This window comes from Knoellia sp. p5-6-4 (genome assembly GCF_029222705.1).
In the GTDB taxonomy this organism is placed as follows: Bacteria; Actinomycetota; Actinomycetes; order Actinomycetales; family Dermatophilaceae; genus Pedococcus_A.
In genome coordinates this window covers 1,197,167-1,213,499 of sequence record NZ_JARGZF010000002.1, presented here as the reverse complement: position 1 = coordinate 1,213,499, position 16,333 = coordinate 1,197,167, and the positions used below count along the sequence as shown (strand labels likewise).

Genomic DNA, 16,333 nt, shown 5'->3' with positions numbered 1-16,333 from the left:
GCCCACCCGGCCGTGCTCATCTGCTGCTGTGCCCCTTTTCGCCCGCTTTGAATGCGCTAACATCTCGGTTTCGTAACGCGCCGCCCTGGTCACTTCGGGCCATACGGGCGGTGTTCGCACGGCAACTGCACGGCAACTGAGGCCACCTGCCCAAGGTGGCCTCTGCGTTGGAGGAACTGGATGAGCAAGCCCTACGAGGGTCGGCACCGCGGTGCCCAGGCCCCCGCACGACCCGCTGGTGGATCGCACCGCTCCCGCAGCGTCGTCGTCGCCAGGGCCGTCGGGCGACCCGCCCTGACCGCCGGTTTCGTGCTGGCCGTGGTGGCGACCACCGCCGCCGGCTACCAGGCCAAGGGCGACGGCACCGGGCAGGCGGGGTTCACCGTCTCCGCCGAGGCCGTCGAGCAGGCCAACGAGCTGGCCGACACCCAGATCGAGAACGACGCCCGTCTCGCCAGCGCCCGCAGCGACGCGAACCTCAGCCTCGCGGCAGCGCAGGAGAAGAGCCGGCGCGACCAGCTGGCTGCCGAGGCGGCCGCCGCGAAGGCTCGCAAGGAGGCCGCCGAGCGCGCCGCCCGTGCCAAGGAGCGCGCCGCCCTGGAGAAGAAGCGCCAGGCGGTGCTGGACCGCGCCAAGGCCGACCCCCGCGCCGTCGCCCGCCTGCTCATGGCCGACTACGGCTGGGGCGAGGGCGAGTTCTCCTGCCTGGACAACCTCTGGGTCGGCGAGAGCAACTGGGACTACAAGGCCACCAACCCCTCATCGGGCGCCTACGGCATCCCGCAGTCGCTGCCCGCCTCGAAGATGGCCAGCGCCGGCCCCGACTGGCGCGACAACCCCGCCACCCAGATCAAGTGGGGGCTGGAGTACATCAAGAGCTCCTACGGCAGCCCCTGCAACGCCTGGTCGTCCTGGCAGAGCCGGTCGCCGCACTGGTACTGAGCCAGAGGCTCAGCCCTCCGGCCGGGTCATCCCCAGCACGTCGAGGGCCTCGTCGAGCTGCTGCTCGCTGAGCTCCCCCGAGGCGAGGTGCCCCCGCTCGATGACGACGTCGCGGATCGAGCGGCGCTCCTTGACCGACTGCTTGGCCACCGCAGCGGCGGCCTCGTAGCCGATGTAGCGGTTCAGCGGGGTGACGATCGAGGGTGAGCCCTCCGCCAGCTCGCGGCAGCGTTCCACGTCCGCCTCGATCCCGTCGATGCAACGGTCCGCGAGCAGGCGGCTCGTCGCGCTGAGCAGCCGCGTCGACTCGAGCACGTTCTTGGCCATCACCGGCAGCATGACGTTGAGCTCGAAGTTGCCGGCCGCGCCCGCCGTCGTGATGGTCACGTCGTTGCCGATGACCTGGGCGCACGCCATGAGGGTCGCCTCGCACACGACCGGGTTGACCTTGCCGGGCATGATGCTCGACCCCGGCTGGAGGTCGGGCAGGTGGATCTCGCCCAGCCCGGCCCGCGGGCCCGAGGACATCCAGCGCAGGTCGTTGCAGATCTTGGTGAGGCTGACGGCCACCACCTTCAGCGCCCCGCTCAGCTCCACCACGGCGTCCTGGGCGGACTGAGCCTCGAAGTGGTTCTCCGCCTCGCGGAACTCCACCCCGGTGCGCTCGCTGACCAGGGCGATGACCCGCGCGGCGAAGCCGGGGGCCGCGTTGATGCCGGTGCCTGCCGCGGTGCCGCCCAGCGGCAGCTCCGCGGTGGCCTGCGCCGCGACCATGACCCGCTGCAGGCCGAGCTCGACCTGCCGGCGGTAGCCGCCGAACTCCTGGCCGAGGGTGACCGGCACGGCGTCCATGAGGTGGGTGCGGCCCGACTTCACCACGTCGGCGAGCTCGCGCTCCTTGGCCGCCAGAGACTCGGCCAGGCGGACGAGGGCAGGAGCGAGCTGCTGGCGCACCGCCAGGGTGGCGGCGATGCGCAGGGCGCTGGGGAAGGTGTCGTTGCTCGACTGGCCGTAGTTGACGTGGTCGTTGGGGTGCACCGCCAGCCCCGTCGCGAGGTGGGCGAGCCGGCCGATGACCTCGTTCGCGTTCATGTTGGTGGAGGTGCCCGAGCCGGTCTGGAACACGTCGACCGGGAACTGCTCGTCGTGCCGGCCCTCAGCCACCTCGCGTGCGGCGGCCCCGATGGCGTCGGCGCGCTCGCGGTCGAGCACCCCCAACTCGGCGTTCACCTCGGCCGCCGCACCCTTGAGCAGGGCCAGCGCGTGCACGACGCCCGAGGGCACCGGCTGGAAGGAGATCGGGAAGTTGTCGACCGCCCGCGCCGTCTGGGCCCCCCAGAGCGCGTCGGCGGGCACCTGCACCTCGCCCATGGAGTCGTGCTCGGTGCGCGTGGCAGGGGCGGTCGTACTCGTCTGCTCCGGCTGGCTCATGCCCCCATGATGCTCGGGGCCTAGAGCTTGCGCAGCCGCACGCGGCGCACGCTGTGGTCCTGGCCCTTGCCCAGCACCAGCGAGGCCCGCCCACGGGTGGGGAGGACGTTCTCGCGCAGGTTCGGCTCGTTGATCCGCTCCCAGATGCCCGTCGCGGTGGCCCGCGCCTCGTCGTCGGACAACGCGGCATACCGGTGGAAGTAGGAGTGCGGGTCCGCGAAGGCGGTCTCGCGCAGCCGCAGGAACCGCTCGACGTACCACTGCCGGATGTGCGAGGTGCGCGCGTCGACGTAGACGGAGAAGTCGAAGAAGTCGCTGACCGCGAGTCCGGTGCGGCCGTCGGGCTGGACGCGGGGGGCCTGCAGCACGTTCAGGCCCTCGACGATGAGCACGTCGGGCTGGCGGATCACGGTGCGCTCGCCCGGCACGATGTCGTAGGTGAGGTGCGAGTACACGGGGGCGGAGACCTCGGCCCGGCCCGCCTTGACCTCCGCCACGAAGCGCAGCAGAGCCCGGCGGTTGTAGGACTCGGGGAACCCCTTGCGCTGCAGGATGCCGCGGCGCTCGAGCTCGCTGTTGGGGTAGAGGAACCCGTCGGTGGTGATCAGCTCCACGCGCGGCGTGCCCGACCAGCGGCGGAGCAGCTCGCGCAGGATGCGGGCGGTCGTGGACTTGCCGACCGCGACGGAGCCCGCCACGCCGATGATGAACGGGGTCTTGGCCGGGCTCTCACCCAGGAAGTCGCTGGTGATGCGGTGCAGACCGGCGGTGGCGCCGACGTAGAAGTTGAGCAGCCGCGACAGCGGTAGGTAGACCTCCTCGACCTCGCTGAGGTCGAGCCGGTCGCCGAGACCCTGGAGGCGGGCCACGTCGTCGGCCGACAGGCTCAGGGGGTGGTTCTGGCGCAGCCTGGCCCACGCCGCCCGGTCGAGCTCGACGTAGGGCGAAGGGATGGTCGCGGTGCCGGCAGGGTGCGTCACGCGCGCCATTCTTGCCCACCGCCCGTCGGGGCGCAGACGAGGTCGACCGTGCCGTTAGGCTTGCGGCCATGTGTGGAATCGTTGGCTACGTCGGCCCGAGCGTCGACGGCAAGGCCCTGGACGTCGTCATGGAGGGCCTGGCCCGTCTCGAGTACCGCGGGTACGACTCGGCGGGTGTCGCGCTCGTCACCACGGACGGCGTTGCCTCCGAGAAGCGCGCCGGCAAGCTCGCGAACCTCCGGGAGGCCCTCGAGGCCGACCAGCTGCCGCCGGCGACCACCGGTATCGGCCACACGCGCTGGGCGACCCACGGCGGCCCCACCGACGCCAACGCCCACCCGCACCGCGGCGGCGACGACGACCGGCTGGCGCTGATCCACAACGGCATCATCGAGAACTTCCACGCGCTCAAGAAGGACCTCGTCGCCAAGGGGGTGGCCTTCCGCTCGGAGACCGACACCGAGGTCGTGGCCCACCTCGTGGCCGGCGCCTACCGGGAGTGCGGCGACCTGACCGAGGCGATGCGGGCCGTGGTCAACCGCCTCGAGGGCGCCTTCACCCTGCTCGCCGTGCACGAGGACGCCCCCGGCGTCGTCGTCGGCGCCCGCCGCAACAGCCCGCTGGTCGTGGGCCTCGGCGAGGGCGAGAACTTCCTCGGCTCCGACGTCGCCGCCTTCATCGGGCACACGCGCAACGCGCTCGAGCTCGGCCAGGACCAGATCGTCACGATCACCCCGGAGAGCGCCACCGTCATCAACTTCGACGGCACCCCCGCCGAGGGCAAGCACTACGAGGTCACCTGGGACGCGGCCGCCGCCGAGAAGGGCGGCTACGCCACCTTCATGGAGAAGGAGATCAACGAGCAGCCCCACGCCGTGGGCGACACCCTGCTCGGCCGCACCGACGAGGACGGCCGCCTGGTCCTCGACCAGATGGAGATCTCCGAGGACGACCTGCGCACGATCGACAAGATCGTCATCATCGCGTGCGGCACGGCGGCCTACGCGGGCATGGTGGCCAAGTACGCCATCGAGCACTGGACCCGGATCCCCGTCGAGGTCGAGCTCGCCCACGAGTTCCGCTACCGCGACCCGGTCGTCAACGACCACACCCTCGTCGTGTCCATCTCGCAGTCGGGCGAGACGATGGACACCCTGATGGCCGTGCGCCACGCCCGCGAGCTCGGCGCGCGCACCCTGTCGATCTGCAACACGCACGGCTCGACCATCCCGCGCGAGTCCGACGCGGTGCTCTACACCCACGCCGGCCCGGAGATCGCGGTCGCCTCGACCAAGGCCTTCCTGGCCCAGATCACCGCCAGCTACGTGCTCGGCCTCTACCTCGCCCAGCTGCGCGGCGGCACCTACGCCGACGAGGCGCAGGCCGTCATGAAGGAGCTCCAGGGCATCCCGGCCAAGATCGAGGACCTGCTCGGCCGGATGGGCCGGGTCAAGGAGATCGCCCGGTTCATGGCCGACACCCGCTCGGTGCTCTTCCTCGGCCGACACGTCGGCTACCCCGTCGCCATGGAGGGCGCGCTCAAGCTCAAGGAGCTCGCCTACATCCACGCCGAAGGCTTCGCCGCCGGCGAGCTCAAGCACGGTCCCATCGCCCTGATCGACGCCGGACAGCCGGTCTTCATCGTGGTGCCGAGCCCCGACACCCCGCACGGGCTGCACGGCAAGGTGGTCTCCAACATCCAGGAGATCCGCGCCCGGGGCGCCCGCACCCTGGTCATCGCCGAGGACGGCGACGAGGACGTGGTGCCGTTCGCCGACGAGGTCATCCGCATCCCGCAGTCCTCGCCGCTGCTCGCGCCGCTGCTGAGCGTGGTGCCGCTGCAGGTCTTCGCGCTGCACCTGTCGACGGCCAAGGGCCTCGACGTCGACCAGCCGCGCAACCTCGCCAAGAGCGTCACGGTCGAGTAGGCGAGCGGGGAGCGCGGTGATCATCGGGGTGGGGATCGACGTGGTCGACGTCGAGCGCTTCGGGCAGACGCTGGAGCGCACCCCCACCCTGCGGGAGCGCCTGTTCACCGAGGCCGAGCGCGAGCTGGCGCTGAACTCGCTCGCGGCCCGGTTCGCGGCGAAGGAGGCCCTGGCCAAGGCGCTCGGCGCCCCCGTCGGGCTGCACTGGCACGACTGCACCGTCCACCGCGGTGACGACGGCCGGCCGCACCTGCAGGTCTCGGGCACCGTCGCCGCGCGCGCCGAGGCCCTCGGCGTGCACGCCCTGCACGTCTCGCTGTCGCACGACGCCGGGGTCGCCTCGGCCGTCGTCGTGGCCGAGGGCTGAGGAGGAGCACGCCGTGATCGAGGCCTGGGGTGCCGACGAGGTGAGGGCCGCCGAGGCGGCCCTGATGGAGACGCTGCCGGAGGGCGAGCTCATGGCCCGTGCCTCCGCCGGGCTGGCCGAGGTCGCCGCCGCCCGCCTCGAGGAGCGCGGCGGCAGCCGCGTGGTGGCCCTCGTAGGTCCCGGCAACAACGGGGGCGACGCCCTGTATGCCGCGGCGCACCTCGCCGACCACGGGTTCGCCGTAGCGGCCGTGCGGGCCGACTGGCCCGTGCACGAAGGCGGCCTGGCGGCCTCCCGCGACGCCGGTGTGCTCGTCGTCGGGCCGGAGGAGGACGCAGGCGACGACTGGCAGGCGTTGCTGGCCGAGGCCGACCTGGTGCTCGACGGGATCCTCGGCATCGGGGGCCGCCCGGGGCTCCCCGAGGAGGCCCAGCCCTGGGTCGACGCGGTGCCCGACGACGCCTACGTGCTGGCCGTCGACCTGCCCTCGGGGCAGGACCCGGCCGGGCAGCAGGCCGTGCCGGACGCGGTCTACGCCGACGAGACCGTCACCTTCGGGGTGGTCAAGCCCGTGCACCTGCTGCCCGCCACGGAGCCGGCGGTGGGGCGGCTCACCGTGGTGGACATCGGCCTCGAGGTCGACGCCGCGCCGGCCGTGCAGCGCGTCACCAGGGACGACGTGCCGGGCCTGTGGCCGGTGCCGACCGCCGCCGACGACAAGTACTCCCGCGGCGTGCTCGGGGTCGTCGCCGGGGGAGAGCAGTACACCGGCGCAGCCGTCCTGTGCTGTACGGCAGCCGTCGCCAGCGGGGTGGGCATGGTCCGCTACGTCGGGCCGCCCACGCCGACGGGGCTGGTTCGTGCGGCCGTTCCCGAGGCCGTGGTGGGCGAGGGGCAGGTGCAGGCCTGGGTGATCGGACCCGGCCTGGACTCCGCGGCCACCGGGGACGGAGCCGAACGCCAGCTGGAGGTGGCCGGACGCGCCCTCGCCTCCGACCTCCCGGTGCTGCTCGACGCGGGAGGGATCGACCTGCTCTGGGGCCGGCGGCTGGCGCCGACCGTGCTGACGCCCCACGCGGGCGAGCTGGCCCGGCTGCTGACGCGGCTGGGCGACCGCGAGGTGACCCGCGAGGAGGTGCAGGCGGCTCCGCTCGACCACGCGCGCCAGGCGGCGGACACCACCGGGGCCACCGTGCTGCTCAAGGGCTCCACGACCCTGGTCGTGCCCCCGGCGGACACCGGGCGGCCGGTGCGCTCGCAGAACGACGCCCCCGCCTGGCTGGCCACCGCCGGCGCCGGGGACGTGCTCGCCGGACTGGCCGGCACGCTGCTCGCGGCCGGTCTGGAGCCGTGGGACGCGGCGAGCCTCGCCGCCCTCGTGCACGGGGTCGCGGCGGACGCCGCCAACCCCGGCGGGCCGGTGCGCGCGGTGGCCGTGGCCCACGGCATACCGGGCACGGTCGCGGCACTGCTCGCGCGCTGAGACGACCCACCTCCCGGCGAAGCACCCAGACGTGGGTCTGACAGACTGGACGCGATGAGCGCCGATGCACTGACCAGCACGTTTGCCCCGGCACCACCGGGCCTCCCTGCCTGCGCGCAGGTCGACCTCGACGCCATCGCGGACAACGTCGCGACGCTGAAGGAGCTGGCCGGGCGGGCCGAGGTGATGGCCGTGGTGAAGGCCGACGCCTACGGCCACGGGCTGCTGCCGGCCGCCCGCGCCGCGCTCCGCGGGGGCGCCAGCTGGCTCGGGGTCGCCCAGCTGCCCGAGGCGGTCGAGCTCCGACAGGCAGGCATCGACGTGCCCCTGCTCAGCTGGCTGCACGTGCCGGGGCAGGACTTCACCGAGGCGGTGCGGCTCGGCATCGACCTGTCGGTCTCCACGCAGTGGGCGCTGGACGCCATCGCCACCACGGCGCGCGTGGAGGGCGCGACGGCCCGCGTCCACCTCAAGGTCGACACCGGGCTGGGGCGCAACGGCGCCTGGGGCGACGAGCTCGACGCGCTGGTGGCCTCCCTGGGCCGGCTCCAGGCCGAGGGGGTGCTCGCCCTGGTGGGGGTGTTCTCCCACTTCGCCTACGCGGACGCCCCCCAGCACCCCACGGTGCGGGCGCAGCAGGAGCGCTTCGCCGAGGTGCTGGCCGAGCTCGAGCGCGCCGGGCTCAGCCCCCAGGTGCGCCACCTCGCCAACTCCGCCGCGACCCTCACCAACCCATCCGCGCACTACGACCTCGTGCGGCCAGGCCTGGCGGTCTACGGCCTCTCGCCGGTGCCGGACCTCGGCGCCCCCGAGCACTACGGACTGCGGGAGGCCATGCGCCTGACCGCTCACCTGGCGTCGGTCAAGCCCTGCCCGGCCGGCCAGGGCGTCTCCTACGGCCACACCTACACCACCACGACCCACACCCAGCTCGGCCTGGTGCCGATGGGGTACGCCGACGGCATACCCAGGAACGCCAGCAGCGTGGGCCCGGCCCTCGTGGGCGGCCGGCGCCTGGCCATCGCCGGGCGGGTCTGCATGGACCAGTTCGTGCTCGACCTCGGCCCCGACTACCCGGGGGCCGCGGGCGACGAGGTGGTGCTGTTCGGCCGGGGCGCCGCGGGCGAGCCGACGGCGCAGGACTGGGCCGTCGCCACGGGCACCATCAACTACGAGATCGTCACGCGGGTGGGAGCCCGGGTGCCCCGCGTCTACCTGGGAGAGGGTTGCGCATGAGCCCTCGCACCGGCAACGGCGCGCTCGGCCTGGGCCTCGGCCTGGCCGCTGCGGGCGCCGCCACCGCCGCGGGCATCGCCGCCGAGCGGGTGACCAAGAGCCGCCGCAAGGCGCTGCTGACCCTGACGCCCGAGGGGCTCTACGAGCACACGCCCGACAAGGAGCTGGTGGTCATCGCCAGCGACGGCGTGCCTCTGCACGTGGAGGTCGACGAGCCCGAGCCGGCGGCGGCCCACCCGGACCACCCGACCATCGTCTTCAGCCACGGCTACACGCTCAGCCTCAAGGCGTGGGTGCTCCAGCGCCGCGCACTGGTGCAGGCCGGCTACCGCGTCGTGCTGTGGGACCAGCGCAGCCACGGCCAGTCGGAGAAGAGCTCGCGGGAGGCCTGCACGATCGACCAGCTCGGCCAGGACCTGCACAGCGTCGTCAGCGAGGTCGTGCCCGAGGGCCGGCTCGTGCTCGTCGGGCACTCGATGGGCGGCATGACGGTCATGGCGATGGCCGAGCAGTTCCCCGACCTGGTCCGCGAGCGGGTCATCGCCGCCGCCTTCGTGGCGACCAGCGCGGGCGGGCGCAACATGGTCTCGCTCGGATTCGGGCAGTTCCTCGGCCGCGTCCTCGGGCGGGTCGGCCCCCGGCTCCTCGACCGCCTCGGCACCCGGCAGGACTGGCTCAACAACGTGCGACACGTCGGGCGCGACCTCGAGGACTTCGTCGTCGAGAGGTACAGCTTCGCCTCACCGGTCTCCCCGGCCGCGGTCCGCTACACCGGCGACATGATCTTCAGCACGCCGTTCACCGTGATGTCGGACTTCCTGCCCTCGATCGACATCCACGACAAGCGCGAGGCCCTCGCCAAGTTCCACGGCATCGAGACGCTCGTGGTCAACGGCAGCCAGGACCTGCTGACCCCGCCCGACCACAGCGAGGAGATCGTCCGGCTCATCCCCGGCGCCGAGCACGTCGTCATCAACGAGGCCGGCCACATCATCATGCTCGAGCACCCCGAGGTCATCACGGGGCTGCTGCTCTCGCTGGTCGAGCGCGGCCTCAGGGCCGCCGAGACCGGTCTGCACGTCGAGGACAAGCCGCGGGTGCGCCGCACCCTCACCGACGTGGCCAAGCGCCGCAAGGTCGCGCGGGCCCGGGGACGGGGGCGGCATGAGGCGCACTGAGGTCGTGCTGCGCACGGCCGAGGAGACGCGTGCCTGGGGCGAGCGGCTCGGCCGGGTGCTGCGCGCGGGCGACCTCGTGGTGCTGACCGGCGACCTCGGTGCCGGCAAGACGACGCTGACCCAGGGCATCGCCGAGGGCCTGGGCGTGCGCGGCCCCATCACCTCGCCGACGTTCGTCATCGCCCGCGTCCACCCCTCGCTCGTGGGAGGCCCGGCCCTCGTCCACGCCGACGCCTACCGGCTCGGCGGCCTTGCCGAGCTCGACGACCTCGACCTCGACGCCTCCATCGAGGACTCGGTCACGATCGTCGAGTGGGGCCACGGGCTCGCCGAGGGACTCGCCGAGGACCGGCTGGAGGTCACCCTGACCGGCGACGACGAGCGCCGGGCCACCATCACCGCCTCCGGCCCCCGCTGGGCCCACGAGCAGGCCCGTGCCCTGCTCGGCGAGCTGGTCGACGTACCCTGAACGCCGTGCTGCTGCTCGCCATCGACACCTCCACCTCCGCGATCGCCGTCGCCCTCCACGACGGTGAGCGTGTCGTCGCCGAACGCTCCACCCTCGACGTGCGCCGCCACACCGAGCACGTCGCGCCCAGCATCACCGCGGTGCTCGAGGAGGCCGGCCGCAGCGCCGCGGGCGTGACCGCGGTGGCGGTCGGTGTGGGACCGGGTCCATTCACCGGCCTGCGGGTCGGGATGGTGACCGCCACGGTGTTCGCGCACGCCCGCGGCATCCCGGTGCACGGCGTCTGCAGCCTCGACGCGCTGGCCCACGAGGCTGCGGTCACCGGCGCGGTGCGGGGCGAGCTCGTGGTGGCCACGGACGCGCGGCGCAAGGAGGTCTACTGGGCCCGGTATGCCGTGGAGCCCACCGACGGGGGCACGCGGGCTATCCGCCTCACGGACCCTGCCGTGGACTACCCGTCCACCGTGGCCGACCTGCTCGGCGGCGCGCCGGTCGTCGGCCGGGGTGCGCTGCTCTACCCCGACCTGTTGGCGCCACCGGCCGGACCGCTCGACGTCAGTGCCGGCCACCTCGCGGCCGTGGCGGTCACGGCGATCGAGGAGGGCCGCACCCTGCCTGTCGAGCCCCTCTACCTGCGCCGGCCGGACGCCGCGCCGTCGCACCCGCGCAAGCCGGTGACGCAGGCCGTGCCCCACGGGAGGTCCTGAGATGGTCCTGCGCGAGCTGCGCTGGACCGACATCGGCGAGCTGGCCGCCCTCGAGCGCGAGCTCTTCCCGCACGACGCGTGGTCCGAGCCGACCTGGTGGTCCGAGCTCGCCGGGCGGCCCCGGCGCGACTACGTGGTGGAGGAGGACGCCGGGGGCATCGCGGGCTACGCAGGCCTCGACGTGGGCAGCGAGGTCGCCGACGTGATGACCATCGCGGTCGCGCCACGCGCCCAGGGACGGGGACTCGGGCGCACCCTGCTCGAGGAGCTCGTCGACCGGGCCCGGCGCCGGGGTGCGGAGTACCTCATGCTCGAGGTGCGCGACGACAACCTCCCGGCCCGACGGCTGTACGAGCGGGCGGGCTTCGAGCTGCTGACCACGCGGCGGCGCTACTACCAGCCGGGGGACGTGGACGCGCACATCCTGCGGCTGACCCTGGGCGAGACGACCTCGAAGGAGGAGACAGCGTGAGTGCCGACCAGCCCCTGGTGCTGGGCATCGAGACCTCGTGCGACGAGACCGGCGTCGGCATCGTGCGCGGCGAGGAGCTGCTCGTCGACGCGATCGCCAGCAGCGTCGACGAGCACGCCCGCTTCGGCGGCGTCGTGCCCGAGGTGGCCAGCCGGGCCCACCTCGAGGCGATGGTGCCGACCATCGAGCGGGCCTGCACGCAGGCCGGGGTGCGGCTGTCCGACCTCGACGCCATCTCCGTGACCTCGGGCCCGGGCCTCGCCGGCGCGCTCATGGTCGGCGTCGCGGCGGCGAAGTCGCTGTCCGTGGCCCTCGGCGTCCCCCTCTACGGCGTCAACCACCTGGCCTCCCACGTGGCGGTCGACATCGTCGAGCACGGTCCGCTGCCGGAGCCGACGCTGGCGCTGCTCGTCTCCGGCGGCCACTCCTCGCTGCTCCTGGTGCCCGACGTCACCCACGACGTCCGGTCGCTCGGCGCCTCGATCGACGACGCAGCGGGGGAGGCGTTCGACAAGGTCGCCCGAGTGCTCGGGCTGCCCTTCCCCGGAGGCCCGCACATCGACCGCGCTGCCCGCGAGGGCGACGCCGTCTCGATCGACTTCCCCCGCGGGCTGACGTCGGGGCGTGACATGGAGCGCCACCGCTTCGACTTCTCCTTCTCCGGCCTGAAGACCGCGGTGGCCCGCTGGGTCGAGGCGCGCGAGCGCTCGGGCGAGCCCGTCCCGGTGGCCGACGTCGCTGCCAGCTTCCAGGAGGCGGTCGTCGACGTGCTGACCCGCAAGGCGGTGCTGGCCTGCCGGGAGAACGGCGTGGAGAACCTCCAGATCGGTGGCGGCGTGGCCGCGAACTCGCGGCTGCGGGCGATGGCACAGGAGCGCTGCGACGCGGCCGGCATCATGCTTCGGGTGCCCCGGCCCGGCCTCTGCACGGACAACGGCGCCATGGTGGCCGCGCTCGGGGCCCAGATGGTGCTCAAGGGCCGCACGCCCTCGGAGCTGTCCCTGCCGGCCGACTCGTCGATGCCGGTGACGGCCGTGCAGGCCTGAGCCGCGCCTGCTCTCGCGGCTCAGCCTCCGCAGGAGGCCAGGCCGAGCCGGACCTTCAGCTCGAGGATGCGCTCCACGGAGGCGTCCACCTGCCTCGCGAACGACGGGCTCGCCTTCATCCTCTGCGTGATCCCGGCCCGCATGGCGGGGGCCTGCGCTGCGTTCGCGGTGAGGACGATGTCGCCACCGGCTGCGACGAACCGGGTCGCCCGCTCGGCGACGGGCACCGAGGCGACCGATGCCGCGGCGCCGACGTCGTCGGTGATGACGACGCCGTCGAAGCCGAGCCGCTTGCGCAGCAGGTCGGTGACGATGGCCGGGGAGAACATGGCCCGGTTCTCCGGGTCGAGCCCGGGGTAGCGGGCGGAGGAGACCATCACGATCGGGGTGCCGGCCTCGATCCCCTCGCGGAACGGCGCGAGGTAGGGGTCCTTCACCGAGGCCGTGCGGTCGGTGGTGCCCGAGGCGGTCAGGTCGGTGTTGCCGGTGACGCGGCCGAGGCCGGGGAAGTGCTTGACCGTCGGCGCCACGTCGGCGGCGAGCGAGCCGCGGACGAACGCCGCGGCATACCGGCCGTTGGCCTCGGGGTCGCCGGGGACGAAGTCGCGCCGGTGGCGGCCGATCGGGTCGTTGGCCGCCCCCAGCGAGGTGGGCACGGTGTCGGCCACCGGGGCGAGGTTGACGTTGACGCCCACCGCGGCGAGCTCGAGCGACCAGCTGCGCACCTCCGCCTGGAGGTTCTTGGCGCCGAGGGTCGCCTGGGTGCGCGCCGACGGGATGGGGGAGAAGCCGGCGCCCTCGAGCTGCTGGACCGCCCCGCCCTCCTGGTCGGCTGCGACGAGGAGGCCGACGCCACCGGTGGCCGCCTTGCTGCTCCGGGTGGCCTGCTGGAGCCGCTTCGACGCGAGGCGCACCGTCGACGCCCCCTCCCACCCGCCGAGGTAGATCACCCCGCCGAGGTGGTCGCGGGCGACCTGGGCCGCCAGCGCCCGCGAGCTGCCCGTCGGCTGGAGCCCCACCATGAGCAGCTGCCCCACCCGCTGGGCCGGTGTCAGCGTGGCGGCGATCCGCTCGGCGCACGAGGGGGCGGCCGTCGTGGTCGTCGCGCTGGTGGTGGTCGGGGTGCGGGTCGTCGACGACGACGCCGAGCGGGGCGGGCTCGAGGGCCCGGTCGACGTGCTCGCCGTGGGGCTGCTGGCGGCACGCCCAGCGTCCTCGCCCCCCGCGCAGGCCGCGGCACCGAGCAGCGTGAGGGCCAGGGCCGAGGCGCCCACGACGCGGCTGGCGGGGCGCGGGCGAGCGGGTCGGGGGCTGGTCGTCGCAGGCATCCGGTCGAACCTATCCCGGCCCGCTGCCCAGCACCCAAACGCGTAGGCTCCGCTGCCATGGGAACGCGACCGGTCATCCTCGACGTCGACACGGGCGTCGACGACGCCTGCGCCGTGCTGTTGGCGGCCCGTCACCCTGCGCTGGACCTGCGCGCCGTCACCTGCGTCGGTGGCAACGCGCCGGTCGACGCCGTCGTCACCAACACCCTCACCGTGCTGGAGGCCGCCGGCCGCCTCGACGTCCCCGTGGCCCGGGGCGCCGCGCGTCCGCTGCTGGAGCACCCGGTGGGCGCCGCCCACGTGCACGGGGCCGACGGCATGGGCGACCTCGACTGGCCGAAGTCGCAGGCGTCGCCCGATCCGCGCCACGCGGTGGAGCTGCTGCGCGACCTGCTCCTCGAGGCCGCCGCGACCGGCGACCCCGACGACCTGGTCACCCTGGTCCCGCTCGCGCCGCTGACCAACGTGGCGCTCCTGCTGCGCACCCACCCCGACGCGGCCGCGGGCCTGCGCGAGATCGTCTTCATGGGCGGCGCGGCCCACGTCGGCAATGCCACGGCCTCCGCCGAGTTCAACGTCTTCCACGACCCCGAGGCCGCCGCCGTCGTGCTCGACGCCGCCGGCGAGCTGGGCGTCAACGTGACGATGTACGGCCTCGACGTGTTCTACGACCCCCGGGTGTCCCGCGAGCAGGCGCAGTCGATGGTGGCGCTCGGCGGTGGGGGCGCGGCCGAGCTGGGGGGCCGGCTGATCGGCTTCCAGTGCGAGCGCTTCGACAGCACGGCGGCGACCATCGGCGACACGGGCGCGGTCTGCGTGGTCATCGACCCCGCCGGGGTGCGCACGGAGCGGCTTCCCGTGCGCGTGGAGCTCGCCGGCACCTGGTCCCGCGGCCGCACCATCGTCGACCGGCGCGACTGGTCGGGCGACCTGGCGCACGACCCGCATGGCGCGGCGCCGTCGCTGGTCGACGTGTGCCTCGACGTCGACGCCGACCGCTTCGCCGGGATCTGGGTCGAGACGCTGACGGGCGGGGAAGGCTGATGGGCCGCGTCGTCGTGCTCGGCTCCCTCAACGTCGACCTCGTCGCCGAGGTCGAGCGCCACCCCCGCCCGGGAGAGACCGTGCTGGCCACCGGGCCGCTCACGCGGTGTGCCGGGGGCAAGGGCGCCAACCAGGCCCTTGCCGCGGCGTCGGCCGGGGCGAGGGTGGTGATGGTCGGCTGCCTGGGCGACGACGCCGACGGCCACCGCTACCTCGAACGGCTGCAGGGGCGCGGGGTCGACACCTCGGCCCTGCGGCTGGTGCCGGGCGTCGCCACGGGCCAGGCCTGGATCACGGTCGACGCCGACAGCGAGAACGCCATCGTCGTCATCCCCGGCGCCAACGCGCAGGTGGGCGCCGATGACCTCGCCCCGCTCGACGGCCTCTCGGCCGCAGACGTGCTGCTCGCCCAGCTCGAGGTGCCGGTCCCGGTGGTGGCCCTGGCCGCCCGCCGCGCCCGGGCGCGCGGCGCCCGCGTCGTCATCAACGCCGCGCCGTATGCCGCCCTGCCGCACGACGTGGCGGCCGTGGCCGACCCGCTCGTGGTCAACGAGCACGAGGCCCTGATGCTGGCCGACTCCGACGCCGTGCCCACCTCGGTGCTGGTGACCTTCGGGGGCGAGGGCTGCTCCTGGGACGGTGAGCGCTTCGAGGGCGTGGAGGTGCCGCTGGAGGAGGTCGTCGACACCACCGGTGCGGGCGACGCGTTCTGCGGCGCGCTGGTCGCCGCCCTGGCCGGTGGTGCCGACCGAGCTGCCGCGGTGGAGGCCGCGAGCCGGGCGGGGGCCGAGGCGGTGCGGCGCCCGGGAGCGCAGGCCGACCCGCTGCTCTGACCGCCGCTCAGGTCAGGGCCGGCCGGTCAGCTCACCGAGCGGTCAGTTCACCGAGACGTGGACGTGGTCCATGTGGTTCTGGGTGGGGTCGCCACGGTCCTCCATGGGCTCCCAGCCCCCGCCGCCGGGGTACCAGATCCGCTGCTCCCAGATGATGTACTTGATGTTCAGCGTGTCCGCCATCCCCTGCAGGTGCTCGGCGAGCGCGTCGCCGTCGGAGGAGCCGCACATCACGTCGACCGCGTTGCCGGAGCCGTGGTCGCCGGGGTCGCCCGCCCGGTAGCCGCCGATGTCTTTGAGGTGGGGGAAGGCCCGCTCGACCTCGTTGACGACGGCCACGGCGTTGTCGGACATGCCGCTCATCGCGAGGCCGGCCCGCGAGTAGTCCGCCGAACGCGAGGCGCGCTGCTCGACCCGCTGCTCGGTGGGGGTCGCTGTCGGCGTCGGGGCGGGCTTCGGCTTGGGCTGGGGCTTCGCGGTGGCGCTGAACCCGATCAGGCCGAAGGAGTCCGCTCGGGCGGGGGCCGCGACGGCCGGGGCGGAGACGGCCACGGCCGGTGACTCCGCCGATGCCGGGGCGTAGGCCAGGCCCGGGGCGGAGGGGAGGACGAGGGCGGTGACGACCCCGCTGGCGGTCGTGCCGACGGCCAGCGACTTGAGCAGGTTGCGGCCCGTGCCGGCTGAGGGGCGCAGGCGGCGCAGGCGGGCGGGTCGGGGCTGGCGGTGGCGTCCTGCCCTGGTGGGGTGAGCGTCGGTCACGGCGTGGATCCTCGGGACGTTCTGCGGTGCTGTCGGGGTGCTTCTGTCGGGTTTGGGGTGCGGCGGGGTCCGAGCCGCGATCGCCCACCGTAGGGGATGGCCCGCGATTCGTCACATTCCGGTAACGGCG

16 protein-coding genes are annotated in these 16,333 nt (G+C 73.9%); 12 read left to right on the top strand and 4 right to left on the bottom strand.

What is annotated here, in order from left to right; all coding sequences use genetic code 11:
• The first annotated feature begins 180 nt into the window (after positions 1-180).
• Entirely contained in the window at positions 181-942 is a 762-nt protein-coding gene (locus tag P2F65_RS17115) for a hypothetical protein (protein ID WP_275810551.1), read from the top strand.
• A 9-nt stretch (positions 943-951) separates the two neighbouring features.
• On the opposite strand, the gene P2F65_RS17110 is transcribed toward P2F65_RS17115, so the two are convergent.
• Both P2F65_RS17110 and coaA read right to left on the bottom strand, forming a co-directional pair.
• Positions 952-2,373 (bottom strand): class II fumarate hydratase, encoded by a 1,422-nt coding sequence (locus tag P2F65_RS17110; protein WP_275810548.1) that lies wholly within the window; start codon positions 2,371-2,373, stop codon positions 952-954.
• Positions 2,374-2,393: 20 nt separating this feature from the next.
• On the bottom strand, positions 2,394-3,353 hold the full coding sequence (gene coaA, locus P2F65_RS17105; protein WP_275810545.1) for a type I pantothenate kinase: 960 nt from the start codon (positions 3,351-3,353) through the stop codon (positions 2,394-2,396).
• A gap of 68 nt (positions 3,354-3,421) precedes the next feature.
• Between coaA and glmS the strand changes: the two genes are divergently transcribed.
• From glmS to tsaD, 9 genes are read left to right on the top strand one after another with little or no spacing between them, the layout of a single operon-like run.
• Positions 3,422-5,281, top strand: a complete 1,860-nt coding sequence (glmS, locus tag P2F65_RS17100) for a glutamine--fructose-6-phosphate transaminase (isomerizing) (RefSeq protein ID WP_275810542.1) — start codon at positions 3,422-3,424, stop codon at positions 5,279-5,281.
• 16 nt (positions 5,282-5,297) lie between these two features.
• The gene (locus P2F65_RS17095; RefSeq protein WP_275810539.1) at positions 5,298-5,648 is read left to right on the top strand and encodes a holo-ACP synthase; all 351 of its coding nucleotides are present in this window, start codon (positions 5,298-5,300) and stop codon (positions 5,646-5,648) included.
• Between the two features lie 13 nt (positions 5,649-5,661).
• Positions 5,662-7,131 (top strand): bifunctional ADP-dependent NAD(P)H-hydrate dehydratase/NAD(P)H-hydrate epimerase, encoded by a 1,470-nt coding sequence (locus P2F65_RS17090; RefSeq protein WP_275810536.1) that lies wholly within the window; start codon positions 5,662-5,664, stop codon positions 7,129-7,131.
• Between the two features lie 54 nt (positions 7,132-7,185).
• Entirely contained in the window at positions 7,186-8,367 is a 1,182-nt protein-coding gene (gene alr / locus P2F65_RS17085; RefSeq protein WP_275810534.1) for an alanine racemase, read from the top strand.
• Positions 8,364-9,545 carry an alpha/beta hydrolase gene (locus P2F65_RS17080; RefSeq protein WP_275810532.1) on the top strand — a complete coding sequence of 394 codons (1,182 nt, stop codon included), beginning with the start codon at positions 8,364-8,366 and terminating at the stop codon, positions 9,543-9,545. The genes alr and P2F65_RS17080 overlap by 4 nt, the downstream gene beginning before the upstream one ends.
• Complete coding sequence (gene tsaE / locus P2F65_RS17075; protein WP_275810530.1) at positions 9,532-10,014, top strand: tRNA (adenosine(37)-N6)-threonylcarbamoyltransferase complex ATPase subunit type 1 TsaE; 483 nt, start codon at positions 9,532-9,534, stop codon at positions 10,012-10,014. The genes P2F65_RS17080 and tsaE overlap by 14 nt, the downstream gene beginning before the upstream one ends.
• Positions 10,015-10,019: 5 nt before the next feature.
• Positions 10,020-10,721: a tRNA (adenosine(37)-N6)-threonylcarbamoyltransferase complex dimerization subunit type 1 TsaB gene (gene tsaB, locus P2F65_RS17070; RefSeq protein ID WP_275810528.1), complete on the top strand. Its 702-nt coding sequence runs from the start codon at positions 10,020-10,022 to the stop codon at positions 10,719-10,721.
• Position 10,722: 1 nt separating this feature from the next.
• A complete protein-coding gene (gene rimI / locus P2F65_RS17065) occupies positions 10,723-11,193 on the top strand; it encodes a ribosomal protein S18-alanine N-acetyltransferase (protein ID WP_275810527.1) in 471 nt (156 codons plus the stop codon).
• Positions 11,190-12,239, top strand: a complete 1,050-nt coding sequence (gene tsaD / locus P2F65_RS17060) for a tRNA (adenosine(37)-N6)-threonylcarbamoyltransferase complex transferase subunit TsaD (RefSeq protein WP_275810525.1) — start codon at positions 11,190-11,192, stop codon at positions 12,237-12,239. Before rimI ends, tsaD begins: the two co-directional genes overlap by 4 nt.
• A 20-nt stretch (positions 12,240-12,259) precedes the next feature.
• Here tsaD and P2F65_RS17055 read toward each other — a convergent pair whose 3' ends face one another.
• Positions 12,260-13,567, bottom strand: a complete 1,308-nt coding sequence (locus P2F65_RS17055; protein WP_275810523.1) for a glycoside hydrolase family 3 N-terminal domain-containing protein — start codon at positions 13,565-13,567, stop codon at positions 12,260-12,262.
• Between the two features lie 57 nt (positions 13,568-13,624).
• Here P2F65_RS17055 and P2F65_RS17050 point away from each other — a divergent pair, with 57 nt between their 5' ends.
• Together P2F65_RS17050 and P2F65_RS17045 are read left to right on the top strand one after the other, a co-directional pair.
• The gene (locus tag P2F65_RS17050; protein ID WP_275810521.1) at positions 13,625-14,611 is read left to right on the top strand and encodes a nucleoside hydrolase; all 987 of its coding nucleotides are present in this window, start codon (positions 13,625-13,627) and stop codon (positions 14,609-14,611) included.
• The gene (locus P2F65_RS17045; protein WP_275810519.1) at positions 14,611-15,444 is read left to right on the top strand and encodes a PfkB family carbohydrate kinase; all 834 of its coding nucleotides are present in this window, start codon (positions 14,611-14,613) and stop codon (positions 15,442-15,444) included. Before P2F65_RS17050 ends, P2F65_RS17045 begins: the two co-directional genes overlap by 1 nt.
• A gap of 42 nt (positions 15,445-15,486) precedes the next feature.
• Here the strand turns inward: P2F65_RS17045 and P2F65_RS17040 are convergent, their stop codons facing one another.
• A complete protein-coding gene (locus P2F65_RS17040) occupies positions 15,487-16,203 on the bottom strand; it encodes a hypothetical protein (protein ID WP_275810517.1) in 717 nt (238 codons plus the stop codon).
• Positions 16,204-16,333: the final 130 nt, after the last annotated feature.